The sequence below is a fragment of the Pseudonocardia sp. ICBG162 genome (assembly GCF_020496225.1).
GTDB lineage: Bacteria > Actinomycetota > Actinomycetes > Mycobacteriales > Pseudonocardiaceae > Pseudonocardia > Pseudonocardia alni.
In genome coordinates this window covers 162,235-180,161 of record NZ_JAHLJD010000013.1, presented here as the reverse complement: position 1 = coordinate 180,161, position 17,927 = coordinate 162,235, and the positions used below count along the sequence as shown (strand labels likewise).

The 17,927-nt window shown below is 74.4% G+C and carries 16 protein-coding genes; 4 read left to right on the top strand and 12 right to left on the bottom strand.

Going from position 1 to position 17,927, the window contains the following annotated elements; all coding sequences use genetic code 11:
• Position 1 precedes the first annotated feature (1 nt).
• The 8 genes from KPL60_RS04180 to ruvC all read right to left on the bottom strand — a co-directional run bounded on the left by KPL60_RS04180 (position 2) and on the right by ruvC (position 9,186).
• Positions 2-2,287 carry a bifunctional (p)ppGpp synthetase/guanosine-3',5'-bis(diphosphate) 3'-pyrophosphohydrolase gene (locus KPL60_RS04180; protein WP_226357523.1) on the bottom strand — a complete coding sequence of 762 codons (2,286 nt, stop codon included), beginning with the start codon at positions 2,285-2,287 and terminating at the stop codon, positions 2-4.
• Positions 2,288-2,409: 122 nt separating this feature from the next.
• The gene (locus KPL60_RS04175) at positions 2,410-2,943 is read right to left on the bottom strand and encodes an adenine phosphoribosyltransferase (protein ID WP_226357524.1); all 534 of its coding nucleotides are present in this window, start codon (positions 2,941-2,943) and stop codon (positions 2,410-2,412) included.
• Positions 2,944-2,981: 38 nt separating this feature from the next.
• On the bottom strand, positions 2,982-4,136 hold the full coding sequence (secF, locus tag KPL60_RS04170) for a protein translocase subunit SecF (protein WP_226364966.1): 1,155 nt from the start codon (positions 4,134-4,136) through the stop codon (positions 2,982-2,984).
• The gene (secD, locus tag KPL60_RS04165; RefSeq protein WP_226364965.1) at positions 4,133-5,878 is read right to left on the bottom strand and encodes a protein translocase subunit SecD; all 1,746 of its coding nucleotides are present in this window, start codon (positions 5,876-5,878) and stop codon (positions 4,133-4,135) included. Before secD ends, secF begins: the two co-directional genes overlap by 4 nt.
• Positions 5,879-6,030: 152 nt before the next feature.
• The gene (gene yajC / locus KPL60_RS04160) at positions 6,031-6,405 is read right to left on the bottom strand and encodes a preprotein translocase subunit YajC (protein WP_226357370.1); all 375 of its coding nucleotides are present in this window, start codon (positions 6,403-6,405) and stop codon (positions 6,031-6,033) included.
• A gap of 352 nt (positions 6,406-6,757) precedes the next feature.
• Positions 6,758-7,804 carry a Holliday junction branch migration DNA helicase RuvB gene (gene ruvB, locus KPL60_RS04155; protein WP_226357525.1) on the bottom strand — a complete coding sequence of 349 codons (1,047 nt, stop codon included), beginning with the start codon at positions 7,802-7,804 and terminating at the stop codon, positions 6,758-6,760.
• A 23-nt stretch (positions 7,805-7,827) separates the two neighbouring features.
• Positions 7,828-8,433 carry a Holliday junction branch migration protein RuvA gene (gene ruvA, locus KPL60_RS04150; RefSeq protein ID WP_062395706.1) on the bottom strand — a complete coding sequence of 202 codons (606 nt, stop codon included), beginning with the start codon at positions 8,431-8,433 and terminating at the stop codon, positions 7,828-7,830.
• A 102-nt stretch (positions 8,434-8,535) separates the two neighbouring features.
• Complete coding sequence (gene ruvC / locus KPL60_RS04145; RefSeq protein ID WP_226357526.1) at positions 8,536-9,186, bottom strand: crossover junction endodeoxyribonuclease RuvC; 651 nt, start codon at positions 9,184-9,186, stop codon at positions 8,536-8,538.
• Between the two features lie 130 nt (positions 9,187-9,316).
• Between ruvC and KPL60_RS04140 the strand changes: the two genes are divergently transcribed.
• From KPL60_RS04140 to KPL60_RS04130, 3 genes are read left to right on the top strand one after another with little or no spacing between them, the layout of a single operon-like run.
• Positions 9,317-10,465 carry an alpha/beta hydrolase gene (locus KPL60_RS04140; RefSeq protein ID WP_226364964.1) on the top strand — a complete coding sequence of 383 codons (1,149 nt, stop codon included), beginning with the start codon at positions 9,317-9,319 and terminating at the stop codon, positions 10,463-10,465.
• The gene (locus KPL60_RS04135) at positions 10,465-11,064 is read left to right on the top strand and encodes a molybdenum cofactor biosysynthesis protein (protein WP_226364963.1); all 600 of its coding nucleotides are present in this window, start codon (positions 10,465-10,467) and stop codon (positions 11,062-11,064) included. Before KPL60_RS04140 ends, KPL60_RS04135 begins: the two co-directional genes overlap by 1 nt.
• A 56-nt stretch (positions 11,065-11,120) precedes the next feature.
• Positions 11,121-11,720 carry a hypothetical protein gene (locus KPL60_RS04130; protein WP_226357373.1) on the top strand — a complete coding sequence of 200 codons (600 nt, stop codon included), beginning with the start codon at positions 11,121-11,123 and terminating at the stop codon, positions 11,718-11,720.
• Positions 11,721-11,747: 27 nt separating this feature from the next.
• On the opposite strand, the gene polA is transcribed toward KPL60_RS04130, so the two are convergent.
• The 4 genes from polA to KPL60_RS04110 form a co-directional block, all read right to left on the bottom strand.
• Positions 11,748-14,543 (bottom strand): DNA polymerase I, encoded by a 2,796-nt coding sequence (gene polA, locus KPL60_RS04125; protein ID WP_226364962.1) that lies wholly within the window; start codon positions 14,541-14,543, stop codon positions 11,748-11,750.
• Positions 14,544-14,590: 47 nt separating this feature from the next.
• Positions 14,591-15,586, bottom strand: a complete 996-nt coding sequence (locus KPL60_RS04120; RefSeq protein WP_226364961.1) for an ABC transporter substrate-binding protein — start codon at positions 15,584-15,586, stop codon at positions 14,591-14,593.
• 103 nt (positions 15,587-15,689) lie between these two features.
• Positions 15,690-16,496, bottom strand: a complete 807-nt coding sequence (locus tag KPL60_RS34475) for an AraC family transcriptional regulator (RefSeq protein WP_226364960.1) — start codon at positions 16,494-16,496, stop codon at positions 15,690-15,692.
• 100 nt (positions 16,497-16,596) lie between these two features.
• Positions 16,597-17,346, bottom strand: coding sequence for a YebC/PmpR family DNA-binding transcriptional regulator (locus KPL60_RS04110; protein ID WP_208823674.1), 750 nt, complete (start codon positions 17,344-17,346; stop codon positions 16,597-16,599).
• Positions 17,347-17,634: 288 nt separating this feature from the next.
• Between KPL60_RS04110 and KPL60_RS04105 the strand changes: the two genes are divergently transcribed.
• Complete coding sequence (locus tag KPL60_RS04105; RefSeq protein ID WP_226357377.1) at positions 17,635-17,913, top strand: DUF1490 family protein; 279 nt, start codon at positions 17,635-17,637, stop codon at positions 17,911-17,913.
• Positions 17,914-17,927 lie beyond the last annotated feature (14 nt).

Sequence of the window (17,927 nt, the reverse complement as noted above, 5' to 3'; positions counted from 1 at the left end):
GTCAGGCCGCGCTGGTGACCCGGTAGACGTCGTAGACGCCCTCGATGTTGCGCACCGCCTGGAGCAGGTGCCCGAGGTGCTTCGGGTCGCCCATCTCGAAGGAGAACCGGGAGATCGCGACGCGGTCGCGGGAGGTGGTCGTCGTCGCCGAGAGGATGTTGACCTTCTCGTCGGCCAGCACCTTCGTGACGTCGGACAGCAGCCGGTGCCGGTCGAGCGCCTCGACCTGGATGGCGACCAGGAACACCGACTCCGGCGACACCGACCAGGTCACGTCGACCAGCCGCTCCTCGCGCGCGGTGAGGTCCCCGGCGTTGGTGCAGTCGGTGCGGTGCACGCTGATCCCGCCGCCGCGGGTGACGAACCCGAGGATCTCGTCGCCCGGCACCGGGGTGCAGCAGCGGGCGAGCTTGATGTACAGGTCGCCGAGGGCCTGCCCGTCCTCGCCGGTGACGACGACGCCGGCGTTGCCCGACGGGCGCCGGTGGCGGACCGTCGACGGCGTCGCCCGCTCGGCGAGCTCCTCCTCGGCCTCCTCCTCGCCGCCGAACCACGCGACGAGGCGCTGCACGACGTGCTGGGCGCTGGCCTGGTGCTCGCCGACGGCGGCGTAGAGCGCGGAGACGTCGGAGTAGTGCATCTCCCGGGCGAGCGCGGACATCGCGTCGCCGGAGATGAGCCGCTGCAGCGGCATCCCGGTGCGACGCGCCTCCCGGGTGATCGCCTCCTTGCCCTCCTCGACGGCCTCCTCGCGGCGCTCCTTCGCGAACCACTGCTTGATCTTGGCCTTGGCCCGCGGGGACTTCGCGATCTGCAGCCAGTCCCGCGACGGCCCCCCGTCCTCGGCCTTCGAGGTGAAGATCTCGACGACGTCGCCGGAGGAGAGCTGCCGCTCCAGTGCGACGAGCTTGCCGTTGACCCGGGAGCCGATGCAGCGGTGCCCGACCTCGGTGTGCACGGCATAGGCCAGGTCGATCGGGGTGGAGCCGGTCGGCAGGGTGACGACGTCGCCCTTCGGGGTGAAGACGAAGATCTCCCGCGCGGCCAGGTCGAAGCGCAGCGAATCGAGGAACTCGCCGGGGTCGGCGGCCTCGCGCTGCCAGTCGAGCAGCTGGCGCATCCACGCCATCTCCTCGACCTCGACCTCCTTGTTGCCGCCGCCCTTGACCTCCTTGTACCGCCAGTGCGCGGCGATGCCGTACTCGGCGGTGCGGTGCATGGCGTGGGTGCGGATCTGCACCTCGAGGGGCTTGCCGTCCGGTCCGATCACCGTGGTGTGCAGCGACTGGTAGACGCCGAACCGGGGCTGGGCGATGTAGTCCTTGAACCGGCCGGGCATCGGCTGCCACAGCGCGTGCACCATGCCGATCGCGGCGTAGCAGTCGCGCACCTCGTCGACGAGCACCCGGACCCCGACGAGGTCGTGGATGTCGTCGAAGTCGCGGCCCTTGACGATCATCTTGCGGTAGATCGAGTAGTAGTGCTTCGGCCGGCCCTCGACCTTGGCCGGGATCCGCGCGGAGTCCAGCTGCGCGGACACCTCGTCGATGACCTGGCGCAGGTAGGTGTCGCGCGACGGCGCCCGGTCGGCGACCAGCCGCACGATCTCCTGGTACTTCTTGGGCTGCAGGATCGCGAAGGACAGGTCCTCCAGCTCCAGCTTCACCGTGGCCATGCCGAGGCGGTGCGCGAGCGGGGCGAACACCTCGAGGGTCTCGTTCGCCTTCTTGACCTGCTTCTCCGGGCGCAGGAAGCGCATCGTGCGCATGTTGTGCAGCCGGTCGGACAGCTTGATGACCAGCACCCGCGGGTCCCGGGCCATCGCGACGACCATCTTGCGGATCGTCTCGGCCTCCGCGGCGGTGCCGAACTCGACCTTGTCGAGCTTGGTGACCCCGTCGACGAGGTGCGCGACCTCGTCGCCGAAGTCGGCGCGCAGCCGCTCCAGGGAGTAGTCGGTGTCCTCGACGGTGTCGTGCAGCAGGGCCGCGACCAGCGTCGTGGTGTCCATGCCCAGCTCGGCCAGGATCGTGGAGACGGCGAGCGGGTGGGTGATGTAGGGGTCCCCGGACTTGCGGGTCTGCCCGTCGTGCTTGTCCTCGGCGACGTCGTAGGCGCGCTGGAGCAGCACCAGGTCGGCCTTGGGGTGCAGCGAGCGGTGGACCGCGGCGAGCGGCTCCAGCACCGGGGTCACGATGGCGACGCGCTGCGGCGTCATCCGCCGGGCGATGCGGGCACGGACCCGGCGGGTCGCGGACGGGCGCGGCGGTTCGTCGTCGGGCGTCAGCGGGCGCGTGGCCGGATGGGCGCCGGTCCGGTCGACCTCGGTCACCGCACCTCCTGCTCGTGCTCGGGTGGCGGGAAGGGTCCCGGGGCCGAGGATAGTCCGCGAATCGGGGCCCGTCGTGGTCAGGCGTTCAGCAGCGCGTCGATCCGCAGGTCACCCAGCTTGGCCCGGCCGTTCAGCGCGGCCAGCTCCAGCAGCGTGCCGAACCCGACGACCTCCGCCCCGGCGTCGGCCAGCAGGGCGCAGGCGGCCGCGGCGGTGCCGCCGGTGGCGAGCACGTCATCGACCACGTAGACCCGCGTCCCCGGCTCGACGACCCCGGCCGGCAGCTCCAGGGTGGCACTGCCGTACTCCAGGTCGTAGCTGCGCGACGCGGCGACCGCGGGCAGCTTGCCCGCCTTGCGGACCGGCACGGTCCCGACCCCGGCGACGAGCGCGACGGCCGCGCCGAGCAGGAACCCGCGCGCCTCCACCCCGACCACCAGGTCCGCCTCGCCCGCGTTGGCGGCCAGCTCGGTGGTGACGGTCGCGAAGGACTCCCCGTGCGCCAGCACCGGGGTGATGTCACGGAACAGCACCCCGGGCTGCGGGTAGTCGGGTACCGAGCGGACCAGCTCGGCGACCCGGAGCAGGTCCTCCGCGGAGTCCCCGGTGATCCCGGGCCCGACCCGGATGCCGTCGACCTGTGCCCCGCTCACCCGCGACGCCGTCCGGTCTTGCCGGTCGGGCGGGCGCCGGGCCGCGGGGCGGCGGGTGCGGAGGAGCTCACGGCGGCGAGGGTATCGGTGGCCGGATCGTCCTCGACGTCCGACTCCGTGTCCCCCCGGCCGGCCGCGCGGGCACGACGGGCCTCGACCCGGGCGGCCTGGTCCCGGACGCGCTTGTCGCGCAGCTTGATGTCGACCAGCGCCGGGGTCGCCAGCAGCAGCGAGGAGATGACACCGGTGATCATGCCGACGAGCTGGACCAGGGCCAGGTCGGCCAGGGTGCCGACGCCGAGCAGCCCGACGCCGATCACGAGCAGGCCGAGCACCGGCAGGATCGCGATCAGCGAGGTGTTCATCGACCGCATCAGCGTCTGGTTCAGCGCAAGGTTCGCGGCCTCGGCGTAGGTGCGCCGGGTCAGCTTCAGCAGCCCGCGGGAGTTCTCCCGGACCTTGTCGAACACCACGACGGTGTCGTAGAGCGAGAACCCGAGGATGGTCAACAGGCCGATCACGGTGGCCGGGGTGACCTCCAGCCCGATGATCGAGTACACCCCGGCGGTCACGACGATGTCGTTGACGAGCGCGATCAGCGCCGCGGCGGCCATCGCCCGCTCGAAGTAGAACGCCAGGAACAGCGTGACCAGCACGATGAACACCGCCAGCGCGATCAGCGCCTGCGTGGTGACCTCACCGCCCCAGGTGCCCGAGACCTGCGAGTCGCTGATCGAGGCGGCGCTGGGGGTGCCGTCCGCGCCGAGCGGCTGCAGCTGGGTGAACAGCGCCTCGCGCAGCGGCACGAGCTGCTCGGGGGTCAGCGGCTCGGACTGCAGCACGATCGACGCGGCGTCGCCGGACCCGACGGACTGGGTGACCTCGGGCGCGAAGCCGATCACGCCCTCGTAGACCCGGTCGACCTGCTGGGTGCTGATCGTGCCGGCGGCGCCGTTCGCGGGCAGCTGGATCTGCGAGCCGCCGGTGAAGTCGATCCCGAGGTTGAAGCCCCGGAAGACCAGCGACAGCACGCAGACGGCGATGAGCACGCCGAAGCCGATGTACCAGGTCTTCCGGCGGCCGATGATGTCGACGTTCGCGGTGCCGGTGGTGAGCCGGGTCCAGCCCGACAGCGACTCGGGGTTCGTCATGCGCCCGCTCCCTTCCCGGTGGTGGCCGCGCGCCTGCCGACGGCCGGCTTCTCACGGCGGTGCCGCGACCCGATCCGGTCGACCGCGGCGAGTCCGGACAGCCCGGGCCTGCCCAGCGACTTGGACCGGGAGATGAGCACGACCAGCGGGAACGTCACGAGGAACACGACGACGAGGTCGAGGACCGTGGACATGCCCAGGGTGAACGCGAAGCCGCGGACCTCGCCGACGGCCAGGATGTAGAGCACCGCGGCGGCGAGGAAGCTGACCGCGTCGGCGGTGAGGATCGTGCGCCGCGCCCGCTCCCAGGAACGCGGGACGGCCGAGCGGAAGGTGCGGCCGTCGCGCATCTCGTCCTTGAGCCGTTCGAAGAAGATGACGAACGAGTCGGCCGTGATGCCGATGGCGATGATGAACCCGGCGACGCCCGCCAGGTCCAGGGTGAACCCGATCCAGCGCCCGAGCAGGATCAGCACCGCGTAGACGACCAGGCCGGACAGGGCCAGCGACAGCATCGTCAGGATGCCGAGCAGGCGGTAGTAGAACAGGCAGTAGGCGAACACCAGCACCAGGCCGACGGCGCCGGCGATGAGCCCGGCCTCCAGCGAGGCGAGCCCGAGGCTGGCGGAGACGGTCTGGGCGTTGCCGGAGTCGAACGACAGCGGCAGCGAGCCGTAGCGCAGCACCTGGGCGAGCTGCTGGGCCCGGTCCTGGTTGAACTGCCCCGAGATCTGGGTCTGCCCGAAGATCGGCTGGTTGATCGTCGGGGCCGAGACGACGTCGCCGTCGAGGACGAACGCGACGTTCTTGCCGACGTTCTCGGTCGTGTACCGGCCCCAGGTGTCGGCGCCCTGCGGCTTGAAGGTCAGCCCGACCACCCAGCCGACGCCCTGCTGGTTCTGCTGGGCCTGGGCCGAGGCGATCTCGGTGCCCTCGAGGAACGACGGGCCGAGCAGGTACTTGGTCTGCCCGTCCTCGCTGCAGGCGACCAGCGGCTTGGTCGGGTCGTCGTAGCCCTGCAGGGGGTCCGGTGCGCCGCAGTTCAGCGACAGCAGCGCCTGCAGCTGGGTGGCCTGGTCGGTGCTCTGCCGGGTCTCGCGGAGCTTCGTGACCTCGGCGGCGACGCGCGGGTCGTCCGGCGCGAGCCCGCTCGGGCTCGGCGTCGGGGACGGCGCGGGTGTCGGCGGCGGGTCCTGCAGCGGCGCGACCTGCGCGACCGGCGCGACGGGACGGCTCTGCTCACCCATGCCCTGCGGCTGCGCCGGGGCGGGGCTCGCGGGGGCCTGGCTCGCGGGGGCCTGGCCGGACTGCGCGTCCTGGCCCGGCGCGGGCTGCTGCCCGGCGGCCTGGTTCGCGGGGACGGGGCCCTGCAGCACCTCGCGGAAGCGCAGCTGCGCGGTCTGGCCCAGGGAACGGGCCTGCTCGCCGGCGTCGCCGGGGACGGTGATGACGATGTTGCTGCCGTCCAGCTGGACCTCGGCGCCGCTGACACCGAGCCCGTTGACGCGCTGCTCGATGATGTCCTGCGCCTGGATCAGCTGGTCACGCGGCGGTGGCTGCCCGTCGGTGGTGCGGGCGGTGAGCGTGACGCGGGTGCCACCCTGCAGGTCGATGCCCAGCTTCGGCGTGAGGTTGCCGCCCCCGGTGAGGAACACCAGTGCGTACAGCACCACGACGATGCCTGCGAAGGCCGTCAGGTAGCGCCAGGGGCGCACGTGCTGCTGCCCCGACGACGTTGCCACGTGATCGTTCTCCTGATCCGACTCGTGCGGCGGCCGCGGCCGGCCTCACGGTCGGTCGCCGTCCCACCGGGCCGGTGCGGCAGAGCCGCGGCCGGGCCCGGTACGGACGCCGAGGCCGCCGGAACGGGCCGCCCGGCCCGTTCCCGACGTGCTCAGTGGATGGTCGGCTTGTTCTCCGACGCGTCCTTGTCGGCCGGCTCGGCGACGGTCTCCTCCGTCGCCTCCTCGGCCGCGACCTTCTCCCGGATCGCCGCACGCAGCCAGGTGGTGACCACGCCGTCGGCGATCTCGAGGTCGATCGTGTCCTCGTACGAGGCGTCGACGATGGTGCCCCGCAGCCCGGACGTGGTGACGACGACGTCGCCGTCCTCCAGCGCCTGCTGCATCGCCTGCGTCTCCGCCATCTGCCTGCGCTGCTTGCGGCCGTTCAGGAACAACGGCACGAACAACAGCAGGATGATGAGGAACGGCAGCAGGGAGAAGATGCTCGAGCCGCCACCGGCCTGCTGGGCGAGGATTGAAGTCATCGTGCGGGGTCTCCGTCTCGTCTCGTAATCGTGAGTGTGCCAGCCGGGACCGACACCGACGGCCGGCCCCCTCCCGGAGGCGGACCGCTCGTCGCAGTGCGACGGGCCGAACGGCGTCACCCGGGGCCCGCCGGCTGCCCGACATGCCCCGGAACGAGCCGGACGCCCGGATCGTTCCGGTACGCCCGCATCAGGACGCCCGCCGGGCACGCGGTGTCCGGAGGACTCCGCGCGGTGCGCGGACACCAGGGTGCCCGTGGTCCCGGCCGGGCGGTGCCCGATCCGTTCGGTCCGTCCGGATCCTCCCATGTGTGACGGGTCGCGCACTCCGGTGCCCCGACGGCACGCCGGGTCAGAACAGCGGGTCGACCCGGTGCCCGGCCGGTGCGTCCGCGGGCGGGGTCAGCCCCAGGTGGGTCCAGGCCAGCGGGGTCGCGACCCGGCCGCGCGGGGTGCGGGCGATCATCCCGGCCCGCACCAGGTAGGGCTCGCAGACCTCCTCGACGGTCCCCGGCTCCTCCCCCACGGCGACGGCGAGGGTCGAGACGCCGACCGGGCCGCCGTGGAAGGAGCGGACCAGCGCGCCGAGCACGGCGCGGTCGAGCCGGTCGAGGCCGAGCTCGTCGACGTCGTAGACAGCCAGCGCGTCGCGGGCGACCTCCCGGGTGACGACGCCGTCCGCGCGGACCTCGGCGTAGTCGCGGACCCGGCGCAGCAGCCGGTTCGCCACCCGCGGGGTGCCGCGGCAGCGCCCGGCGATCTCGGCCGCGCCGTCCGTGCGCAGGTCGATGCCGAGGATCCCGGCGGCACGGCGGAGCACGCGTTCCAGCTCGGGGACGTCGTAGAACTCCATCTGCCCGGTGAACCCGAACCGGTCGCGCAGCGGACCGGTCAGCGACCCGGCCCGCGTCGTGGCCCCGACCAGGGTGAACGGTGCGACGTCGAGCGGGATCGAGGTGGCGCCCGGGCCCTTGCCGACCACCACGTCGACCCGGAAGTCCTCCATCGCGAGGTAGAGCATCTCCTCGGCGGGGCGGGCGGTGCGGTGGATCTCGTCGATGAACAGCACGTCGCCGGGCACGAGGTTGGACAGCATCGCGGCGAGGTCCCCCGCCCGCTCCAGCGCGGGGCCGGAGGTGAGCCGGATCGCGGCGCCCATCTCCTGGGCGATGATCATGGCGAGGCTGGTCTTGCCGAGGCCGGGCGGGCCGGACAGCAGGATGTGGTCCGGAGGGTCGCCGCGGCGCCGGGCGCCCTCCAGCACCAGCTGGAGCTGCTCGCGGACCCGTGGCTGCCCCACGAACTCCTCCAGCGAGCGGGGCCGCAGCGACGCCTCGACGTCGGTGTCCCCGGGCTGGGCCGCGGCGTCGACGGCCCGCTCGTCGAGATGTCCGTCGATCCCGGCGTAGGGGTCGGGGTCGGTCACCGCGACCTGCCGAGGCTCGACAGCGCGGTGCGCAGCAGGTCCCGGGCGTCGGTGTCGGGTGCGTGGGCCAGCACCGCGTCCACGGCCTGCTCGGCCGGGCGCTGGGTGAAGCCGAGCCCGAGCAGCGCCTCGACGACCTGCTCGCGCACCCCGAGCACCGGGGCCGGGGCGGCCGCGACGGCACCCGCGGGCACCGCGACGGGCGCGGTCACCTTGTCGCGCAGCTCCACGACCAGGCGCTCGGCGCTCTTGCGCCCGACGCCGGGGATGCGGGTGAGCACGGCGAGGTCGCCGTCGGCGAGGGCACGGCGCAGCGTGTCCGGCTCCAGCACCGCGATCGTGGCGAGCGCGAGCCGCGTCCCGATCCCGGACACCGTCTGCAGCAGCAGGAACAGCTCGCGTTCCTCGGCGTCGGCGAACCCGTAGAGGGTCAGGGAGTCCTCGCGCACCACCAGCGTGGTCGGCAGCCGGGCCTCCTCGCCGCGACGCAGCCCGCCCAGCGTGGCGGGCGTGGCGTACACCGCGAGCCCGACCCCGCCGACCTCGACGACGGCGTGGTCCAGCCCGATCTCCAGCACCGGACCGCGCACCGAGTGGATCACTGACAGGTCCCCCTCCCACGAACGACCGTTCGAGGCACCGACGCTACCGGGCCGCACCGACGGGACCGCACGCGACACCACGCCACCACCGGGCGAGACGGGTCAGCGCGCGCGCCATCCGCCCGCCGAGCGGGCGTCGGCCGCGGCGCGGGCCGCGGCCCACTGCTGGGCGGCACTGGGCCGGGCGCCGCCCTGCTCCCGCTGCGCCTCGGCGAGCCGGGCCCGGTGCACCGCGGCCAGCTCCTCGGCGCGGGCCTGCGCCTGCGCCATCCGGTCGATCATCGGGGAGCGCCAGCAGTGGCAGATGGCCAGCGCGAGCGCGTCGGCGGCGTCGGCGGGCTTCGGGGGTGCGTCGAGGCCGAGCAGCCGGGTGACCATCGCGGTGACCTGCGCCTTGCCCGCGCGGCCCTCCCCGGTGACGGCGGCCTTGACCTCGCTGGGGGTGTGGAAGGCGACCGGCAGCCCGGCCCGTGCGGCGACGAGCGCGACGACCCCGCTGACCTGCGCGGTGCCCATCACGGTGCGGACGTTGTTCTGGCTGAACACCCGCTCGACGGCGATCACGTCGGGGCGGTGCCGGGCCACCCAGCGCTCCACCTCGTCGGCGACGGTGAGCAGCCGCCGTTCCAGCGGCAGGTCCGGCTCGCTGCGGGCGACGCCGACGTCGACGAACCCGACGGTCCGGCCCGCACCGGCCTCGACGACGCCGATCCCGCACCGCGTCAGTCCGGGGTCGACCCCGAGCACCCGCACCGCGTCCCCCTCGCCTCGGATCCGCACGGCCGTTCGAGAACCGTACCGGTGGGGGCGCTCCCACCCGTGCGGCACGCCGGACCGGCGGGTCCGGGCCGGGCCGGGCGGACCGGGATGACAGGGTGCGCGGGTGACGTCGTTCCTCCGGGTCCTCGCGTGGGTGTGGGCCGCGCTGCTGCTGGTCGTGCTGGTGGGGACCTTCCGCCCCGAGACCCCGGCGATCGGGCTCGCGGGGTCGTTCCTGTCCGGCGCGTACCCGCTGCACGTGGCACTGGCCGCGGTGCTGGGGATCCTGTTCGGGCTGGCGGCGCGGGCCGCGGGTGCCCGGTTCACCGGCGTCGCGACGGCGGTGCTCGCCCTGGCGGCGGTCGTCGGGTCGGTCACGGTGCTGGCCGCGCAGGGCCGGGCCGCGTCCGAGCAGGGCGTCCCGCTGGACTGGACGGCGGCGCTGACCGAGCTGGGCCAGCCGGACGGGAGGCCGGACCGGTCGGTGGAGTTCGCCCCCGGCCGCACGCTGGACCTCTACCTGCCGACCGGCGCGGGTCCGCACCCGACGATGGTGTGGGTGCACGGCGGGTCGTGGACGGGCGGGGACCGCGGCGACCGCACCGCGCTGAACCGGTGGCTCGCCGAGCGCGGCTGGGCGGTCGCGGCGGTGGACTACCGGCTGCCGCCGCCCGAGCCCGTCGGCCGCGACCAGCAGCGCGACGTCGCGTGCGCCGTCGACTGGGTGCGCGCGCACGCGGGCGAGGCGGGTCTGGACCCCGCGCGGCTGGTGCTGGCCGGGCAGTCCGCCGGCGCGACGCTGGCGCTGTCGACCACGTCCGGGCTGCTCGACGGGACGCTGGCGTGCTCCGAGGCACCGGCCGCGTACGGCGGCACCGGCCCGGCCGACGCCCCGCCGCCGACGCCCGGCCCGCCGCCGGTCGGCGTGGTCGCCTACTACCCGCCCGTCGACCTGACGCTGGTCGACCCGGACCTGCAGCGCACCCTGTTCGGCGGCACCGCCGACGAGGCGCCGGGCCTGCTGCGGCTGCTCTCCCCCGCCGAGCAGGTCCGCCCGGGGCTCCCGCCGACCCTGCTGCTGCTCGGCTCCGCGGACCACTACGTCCTGCCCGACCGGGTCGCCGCCTACGACCGGGAGCTCCGCGCCGCGGGGGTCGACGGCAGGCTGGTCACCATCCCCTACGCCGACCACGTCTTCGACCGGCCCTTCGGCAGCCCGGGCGCGCAGCTGACCCGGGAGGCCGTGATCCGGTTCCTGACCGGGCTGAACTGATGCGGGTCGAGGTCACCGCCCTGCTGGCCGCGTCCCGGCACGCCTACGAGGGCAGGCCCGCGGACGGGCCCCGGCCCGACCCGGAGCCGCCGCTGCGCCGCGAGATCCGGGTCCGCGCCGGCCACGGGATCGTCGGCGACCGCTACGCCGGCCGCCCGGCCCACGCCCGCGCCGCGGTGACCCTGCTGGCCGCGGAGTCGCTGGACCACCTGCGCGCGGTCCTCGGCGACACCGTCGACGCGACCCCGCTCGCGGCGCGGCGCAACGTCGTCCTGCGCGGCGCCCCGGTCGATGCGCTCGCCGCACCGGGCCGCGGCGGCACCGGCGCGCTGTTCGCCCTGGACTCCGGCGACGGGCCGGTCCGCTTCCGCGCGCACCGCGCCGCCGCGCCGTGCCGCTGGATGGACACCGAGATCGGCGACGGCGCGTGGGCGGCGCTGCGCGGCCGGGGCGGTGTCCGCTGCGAGCCCCTCGACGACGGCGTGCTCCGCCTCGGACCGGCCGAGCTGACGATCCTGGAACCGGCGGCAGCCGTACCGCCGGACGCCGGGCACGGACCGTCCGGCGGGGTGTCCACACCGTCCGCCGCGACGACGTAACAGCAGGTGGGAGGTTTGCGACCCTACCGGCGTCGGCCCCGGAGGAGGTGACGCCGATGCCCCTGGTCCCGCATCCCCGCCGCCCCGACGAGCCACCGGCCGTCCCCACGCAGGCGGGCGTCGTCGTCCACCGGGGTCTGCCCGGGGACCGGGCGACCTGGGCGCGCCGGGCCGGCCGGATCGGCGGGCTCCTGGTCGCCCTGGCCGACGCCGAGTCCGCCGGACTGGAGCTGCCCGCGTCGCTGGCCGGGCGCCGCGCGCTGTGGGCGTGGTCGCGTTCCGCGGAACGCGCGGTCGCCGCGGCGGGCGACGCCGACGCGGTCGTCGTGATCCACACCGACGACGCCGACGTCCTCGCCGCCGCCGGACGTGACCTGGCCGCGGTGCTGCGCCACGAACGCGACACCCGCCGCACCGCCACCCCCGGCGACGCCCCGAGCGGCGGCACGAACGGCGGCACGGCCGCGACGGGCCCGGCCGGACGGCTCTGCGCGATCCTGCACGCGGCGGCCCGCCGGCAGGACGTCGCGGTGGAGCAGCTCGTCGCCGAGCTGGGCCGTGCCGCCCGGGTCCTCGCGCCCGGACACCTGCGCCACCCCTCCGGAGCCGGGTACGGCACCGGCGCCGCCCCCGCACCGGGAGCGGTCGCCGGCTGACCCCGGCCCCGGGGGCCGGGGCCCGGGTCAGTGCGCGGCGGCGTCCCAGCTGCGGCCGGACCCGACCGACACCTCCAGCGGCACCGACAGGTCGGCCGCGGCCGCCATCTCCCGGCGCACGAGTGCCTCCAGGGTCTCGCGCTCGCCGTCGGCGACCTCGAGGACGAGCTCGTCGTGCACCTGCAGCAGCATCCGGCTGCGCAGCCCCTCGGCCTGCAGCGCGCGGTACACCCCGAGCATCGCGACCTTGATGATGTCCGCCGCGCTGCCCTGGATCGGGGCGTTGAGCGCCATCCGCTCGGCCATCTCCCGGCGCTGACGGTTGTCGCTGGTCAGGTCGGGCAGGTAGCGGCGCCGCCCCAGGATGGTGGCGGTGTAGCCGTCCTTGCGGGCCTGGTCGACGACACCCGCGAGGTAGTCGCGCACCCCGCCGAACCCGGCGAAGTAGTCGTCCATCAGCCCCTTGGCCTCCTCGGTGGAGATCCGCAGCTGCCCGGACAGGCCGTAGGCCGACAGCCCGTAGGCCAGGCCGTAGTTCATCGCCTTGATCTTGGCGCGCTGCTCGACCGACACCTCGGTCGCCGCGACGCCGAAGACCCGGGCCGCGGTCTCGGCGTGGAAGTCGTGCTGCGAGCGGAACGCCTCGATCAGCGCGGCGTCCTCGGACAGGTGCGCCATGATCCGCATCTCGATCTGGCTGTAGTCCGCGGTGAGCAGCTCCGCGTACGGCGCGCCGTCGGGCCCGGACCCGACGACGAACGCGTCCCGGATTCGGCGCCCGGCGGCGGTGCGGATCGGCACGTTCTGCAGGTTCGGGTCGGTCGAGGACAGCCGGCCGGTCGCGGCGATCGTCTGCGAGTACGTGGTGTGGATCCGGCCGTCCTCGGCGACGGACTTCATGAGCCCGTCGACGGTCACCTTGAGCCGGGTCGCGTCGCGGTGCTGCAGCAGGAACTGCAGGAACGGGTGCTCGGTCTGCTCGTAGAGGCTCGCCAAGGCGTCCGCGTCGGTGGTGTAGCCGGTCTTGGTGCGCTTGGTCTTGGGCATCTCCAGCTCGTCGAACAGGACGACCTGCAGCTGCTTGGGCGAGCCGAGGTTGATCTCCTTGCCGATCACCTCGTAGGCCTGCCGCGCGGCCTCGCGGACCTGGCCGCCGAAGTCGGACTCCAGGTCGGACAGGGTCTCGCCGTCGACGGCGATCCCGGCGGCCTCGCAGTCGGCCAGCACGAACGCCAGCGGCAGCTCCAGGTCGGCCAGCAGCTCGCTGCCGCCCCGCTCGGCCAGGTCGGCGTCGAGGGCGTCGGCGAGCTCGGCGATCGCCGAGGCCGCGAGCATCTCCTGCCCCGCGGCCTGGGCGTCGGCCTCCTCCTCGCCGCCGAGCAGCGACAGCTGCCCGTCGGCGGGCTCCTCGGTGCGCAGCTCGCGGCGCAGGTAGCGCAGCGCGAGGTCCGCCAGGTCGAAGGTCCGCTGCCCGGGCTTGGCGAGGTACGCGGCGAGCGCGGTGTCGCTGGTCAGCCCGCCCAGGGTCCAGCCCCGCGCGCGCAACGCGTGCAGCACCGGCTTCACGTCGTGCGCGGCCTTCGGCACGGACGCGTCGGCGAGCCAGTCGCCCAGGGCGGCCTCGTCGTCCGGGGTGAGGCCGGTCAGCGCGAGGTAGCCGGCGGCCGGGACACCGGCGGTGGCGCCGGCGGCCCGTTGCTCGACGGTCGGCTCCCCCGCGGCGAGCGCGATCCCGTCGAGGTCGCGCCCGGCGATCGGGCCGGTGACCCCGGCGAAGCTCACCGCGACGCGACGCCCGTCGCGGGCGTGGGCGTCGAGCCAGGCCCGCACCGCGCCGGGTGCGACGACCTCGCCGGCGACCTCGAAGCCGGACTCGGCCTCGGGCTCGGCGGAGGACAGGGTGGAGAACAGGCGCTCGCGCAGCACCCGGAACTCCAGCTCGTCGAACAGGCGGTGCACCGCGTCGCGGTCCCACGGGCGCAGCTCGAGCTCCTCGGGGGCGGCGCCGAGGTCGACGTCGCGCACCAGCTCGGTGAGCTGGCGGTTGAGCAGCACGTTCGCCAGGTTGGCCCGCAGGTTGTCCCCGGCCTTGCCCTTGACCTCGTCGACCCGGTCGGTGAGCTCGGCGAGCGAGCCGAACTCCCGGACCCACTTGGCCGCGGTCTTCTCCCCCACCCCGGGGATGGAGGGCAGGTTGTCCGAGGGGTCGCCGCGCAGCGCCGCGAAGTCCGGGTACTGGGTCGGGGTGAGCCCGTAGCGCTTGTCGACCTCGGCCGGGTCGATCCGGCCGAGGTCGGACACGCCGCGCTTGGGGTACAGGACGGTGACGTCGTCGGTGACCAGCTGGAACGCGTCACGGTCGCCGGTGGTGATGAGCACCTGGTAGCCGTGCCCCTCGGCCTGGGTGGCGAGGGTGGCGATGAGGTCGTCGGCCTCGTACCCGTCGACGGCGAACACCGGGATGTTCAGCGCGGTCAGGACCTCCTTGATGAGGTCGATCTGGCCGCGGAAGTCGTCCGGCGTCGACGAACGGTTCGCCTTGTACTCGGCGTACCGCTCGGAGCGGAAGGTCTTACGCGACACGTCGAAGGCCACGGCGAGGTGGGTCGGCTCCTCGTCGCGCAGCAGGTTGATCAGCATCGAGGTGAAGCCGTAGACCGCGTTCGTGGTCTGCCCGGTACCGGTGCGGAAGTTCTCCGCGGGCAGCGCGAAGAACGCCCGGTAGGCCAGGGAGTGGCCGTCGAGCAGCAACAGGCGCGGCTTCGCCGGTGCCCTCTTCTTCGCCGAGGCCGACTTCTGGGTGCCCTGCGTCGCTGTGCTCATCGGCGGCGAGTCTAGAACCGACCCCCGACAGTGAACGCGGCCGCCGGTCAGCTCCCGGCCCGGCCCAGCGGCACACCGTCACCCGCGGCGGTGCGCTCCAGCAGCGGCACCAGCGTCCGCAGCGCCCAGTCCACGCTCAGCGGGGACAGGTTCTCGGTCAGCCCCCGGGCGAGCACCGGGCTCAGGACGCTGTAGCGGCCGGCCGCCACGGCGGGCAGCCGTCGCCACAGCTCCGAGGCCTCCGCCGCGGCGGTCCCGGCGGCGTCGGTCGCCGGGCAGAGCAGGACACCCGCCGGCCGCAGGACGTCCACCTGCTCGGGCGAGTACTCGGTGACCGCGTCCGGGCCGGTGGTGTGCACCGTCAGGCCGAGGTCGCGCAGCAGGCCCACCATCGGGCTCGCGTCGCCCTGGACGTAGACCTGCCCGTGGTAGGTCGACCCGACGACTACCGGCAGCCCGCCCAGCCCGCGCAGCCGCGCCGCCGCCGTCGCCACCGTGTCCCGGTACCGCTGCGCCAGGCCCTCGACCCGGTCCTCGCGGCCGAGCGCCGCGGCCACCGTCGCGAGGCCGTCGTGCCAGGTGGTCTCCCACCCGAGGCAGACCGTCGGCGCGATCCGGGAGAGCACGTCGTACTGCTCGCCGGCGGGGGGCATCCCGACCAGCAGGTCCGGCCGGGCCGCCACCACCCGCTCGGGCTCGGCCTGCGACGTCGGGATGTCCATCCGGGTCAGCCCGGCCACCCCCGCCTCGGTCTGCCACGGCAGGTTCCCCGAGCCCCAGGCGTCGGTGAACCCGTAGAGCACGGGCCGCACGCCCAGCGCGAGGACCAGGTCCAGGTCGAGGTAGTCCGACAGCGCCACCACCCGCTCCGGGGCCGCGGGCACCGTGGTCTCCCCCGCCTCGTGGCGCACGGTCCGGGGGAACCCGCCGGCGGCCGGCGCCCCGTCGGTGTCGCCGGGGGCGGGGCGCCCGCAGGCGGCGAGCAGGGCCAGGCCGAGGCTGCCGGCGAGCAGCCGGCGACGACTGGTGGCGGGGGCGGGCATGCGGGTCTCCGTCGTGGTCGCGCCGTCCCGTGTGGACGGCTCCCGGGGCAGGAGTCTCGCCCGGTCCCGGCGTGTCAGACGGACACGACGTGTCGGCAGACGGTCAGCCCGTCCCGTCGAGCCGGGCGACCGGCGCCGACCAGCGTCCCGGTGTGGTCCCGGTCTCCCGGCGGAACGCGGCGACGAACGCCGCCTCCGACCGGTAGCCGACCCGGTGGGCGACCGCCCGCACCGGCCGCGCACCGGTCAGCAGCGGGAGCGCGGACAGCACCCGGCAGCGCCGCCGCCAGCTCTCGAAGCCCAGCCCGGTCTCCTCGGTGAACCGCCGGGTCAGCGTGCGGGCGCTCACCCCGACCACGAACCCCCACTGTTCCAGGGTGCGCCGGTCCTGCGGGGTGCCGAGCAGCGTGGTCGCGACCAGGCGCACCGGCGCGGACCGCGGCATCGGCAGGTCCGGGAGCACCGTCGGCCCGCCGACGAACTGGTCGCACAGGACCTCCTCGGCCCGGGCGCGCACCGGCGCGTCGAGGACCGGCGACATCAGGTGCTCGGCGAGCGCGGTCGTCAGCGGCGGGGTCGGGAACCCGGTCAGCCCGACCGGCACCGTCGCGCGCCGGTCGCGGTCGACGTAGCCGACGAGGAAGGTCGTGCCGGCCGGGGCCGACACCGCGTGCCGGACACCGGCGGGGATCCAGACCCCGCTGCCCGGCACCGCCGTCCGCACGAGGTCACCGGCCCGGACCCGGACGCCGCCGGAGACCACGACGAGGAACTCGTGGTCGACGTGGGAGTGGACCGCCCACGCGGTGGGCGCGGTGATGATCCACCGGTACACCTCGATCCGCGGCCCGACCGCCCGGTCGACCACCTCGAGGACCTGCGCCCCCACCGACACGACCACCACCCCCACTCAGGACAGGCTCACCTTACCCAGTGGCGTGCCGACCCCGAGGACGACGATGCGGCCGCCCCCACCAGGGGGACGGCCGCACCGGGCCGGGACCTGCCGCTCAGCCGACCTCGGCCATGACCTCGTCGGAGACGTCGAAGTTGGCGTAGACGTTCTGGACCTCGTCGGAGTCCTCGAGCGCCTCGATCAGCTTGAAGACCTTCTTCGCGCCGTCGGCGTCCAGTTCGACCTGCATCGACGGCACGAAGACCGCCTCCGCGGAGTCGTAGTCGATGTCGTTCTGCTGGAGCGCGGTCCGCACCGCGACGACGTCGGTCGGCTCGGAGACGACCTCCCAGCTCTCGCCGAGGTCGTTCACCTCCTCGGCCCCGGCGTCCAGGACGGCCATCAGCACGTCGTCCTCGGACAGCTCGGCCTTCGGCAGCACCACGACGCCCTTGCGCTGGAACAGGTACGCCACCGACCCCGGGTCGGCCATGGTGCCGCCGTTGCGGGTCATCGCCGTCCGGACCTCGGTCGCCGCCCGGTTCCGGTTGTCGGACAGACACTCGACCAGCACCGCGACCCCGTTCGGGCCGTAGCCCTCGTAGGTGATCGTCTGGTAGTCGGCGCCACCGGCGTCGGCACCCGAACCACGCTTGACCGCACGGTCGATGTTGTCGTTCGGGACCGAGCTCTTCTTCGCCTTCTGGATGGCGTCGTAGAGCGTCGGGTTGCCGTCGGGGTCACCGCCGCCGGTCCGGGCCGCGACCTCGATGTTCTTGATCAGCTTGGCGAACATCTTGCCGCGGCGGGCGTCGATCACGGCCTTCTTGTGCTTGGTCGTCGCCCACTTGGAGTGACCGCTCATCGGCTCGTCTGCCCACCTCTCGTGCTCGCACCGCGCACGCGACGCGCGGTGAGGGGCAGGTCCGACGCCCCGCAGCGCGAGCTGCGGTCGGGCCGACCTGCGGGAACCCGTCAATGTTACCGACGACGCGGCTCCGCGCCGGGCCGGGCCCGCGCACACCCCGCGCGTCACCGACATATGCAAGATCGACTATGCTTCGCCACCGCGTCCCGCCGGGAACCCGGCGAGGACTACTCTGACAACCGTTATCGGCACCTGCACCGGGCGCCGGTCGCGAGAGGAGCGCACGTGTTCGGAGCAGTGGCAGGCAAGGCCGTCGGGCTCGTCGTGAGCGGGCTGGCCGGCGCGGTCGCCTACGACGGCGTCAAGAAGGTCGCGCGCTCCGGCGCCGTCCGCGAGGCCGCCGTCTCGGTGACCACCTGGGGCCTCAAGGGCGCCCGCGCCGCCGAGACCGGTGCCGAGAAGGCCCGGCTGGCGACCGCCGACATCGTGGCCGAGGCCCGTGGCCGCATCGGCGAGGAGGCCCCCGCCCCGGGCAACGGCCACGGGCACGGCCACGAGCACTGATCCCGGTCCTCCGG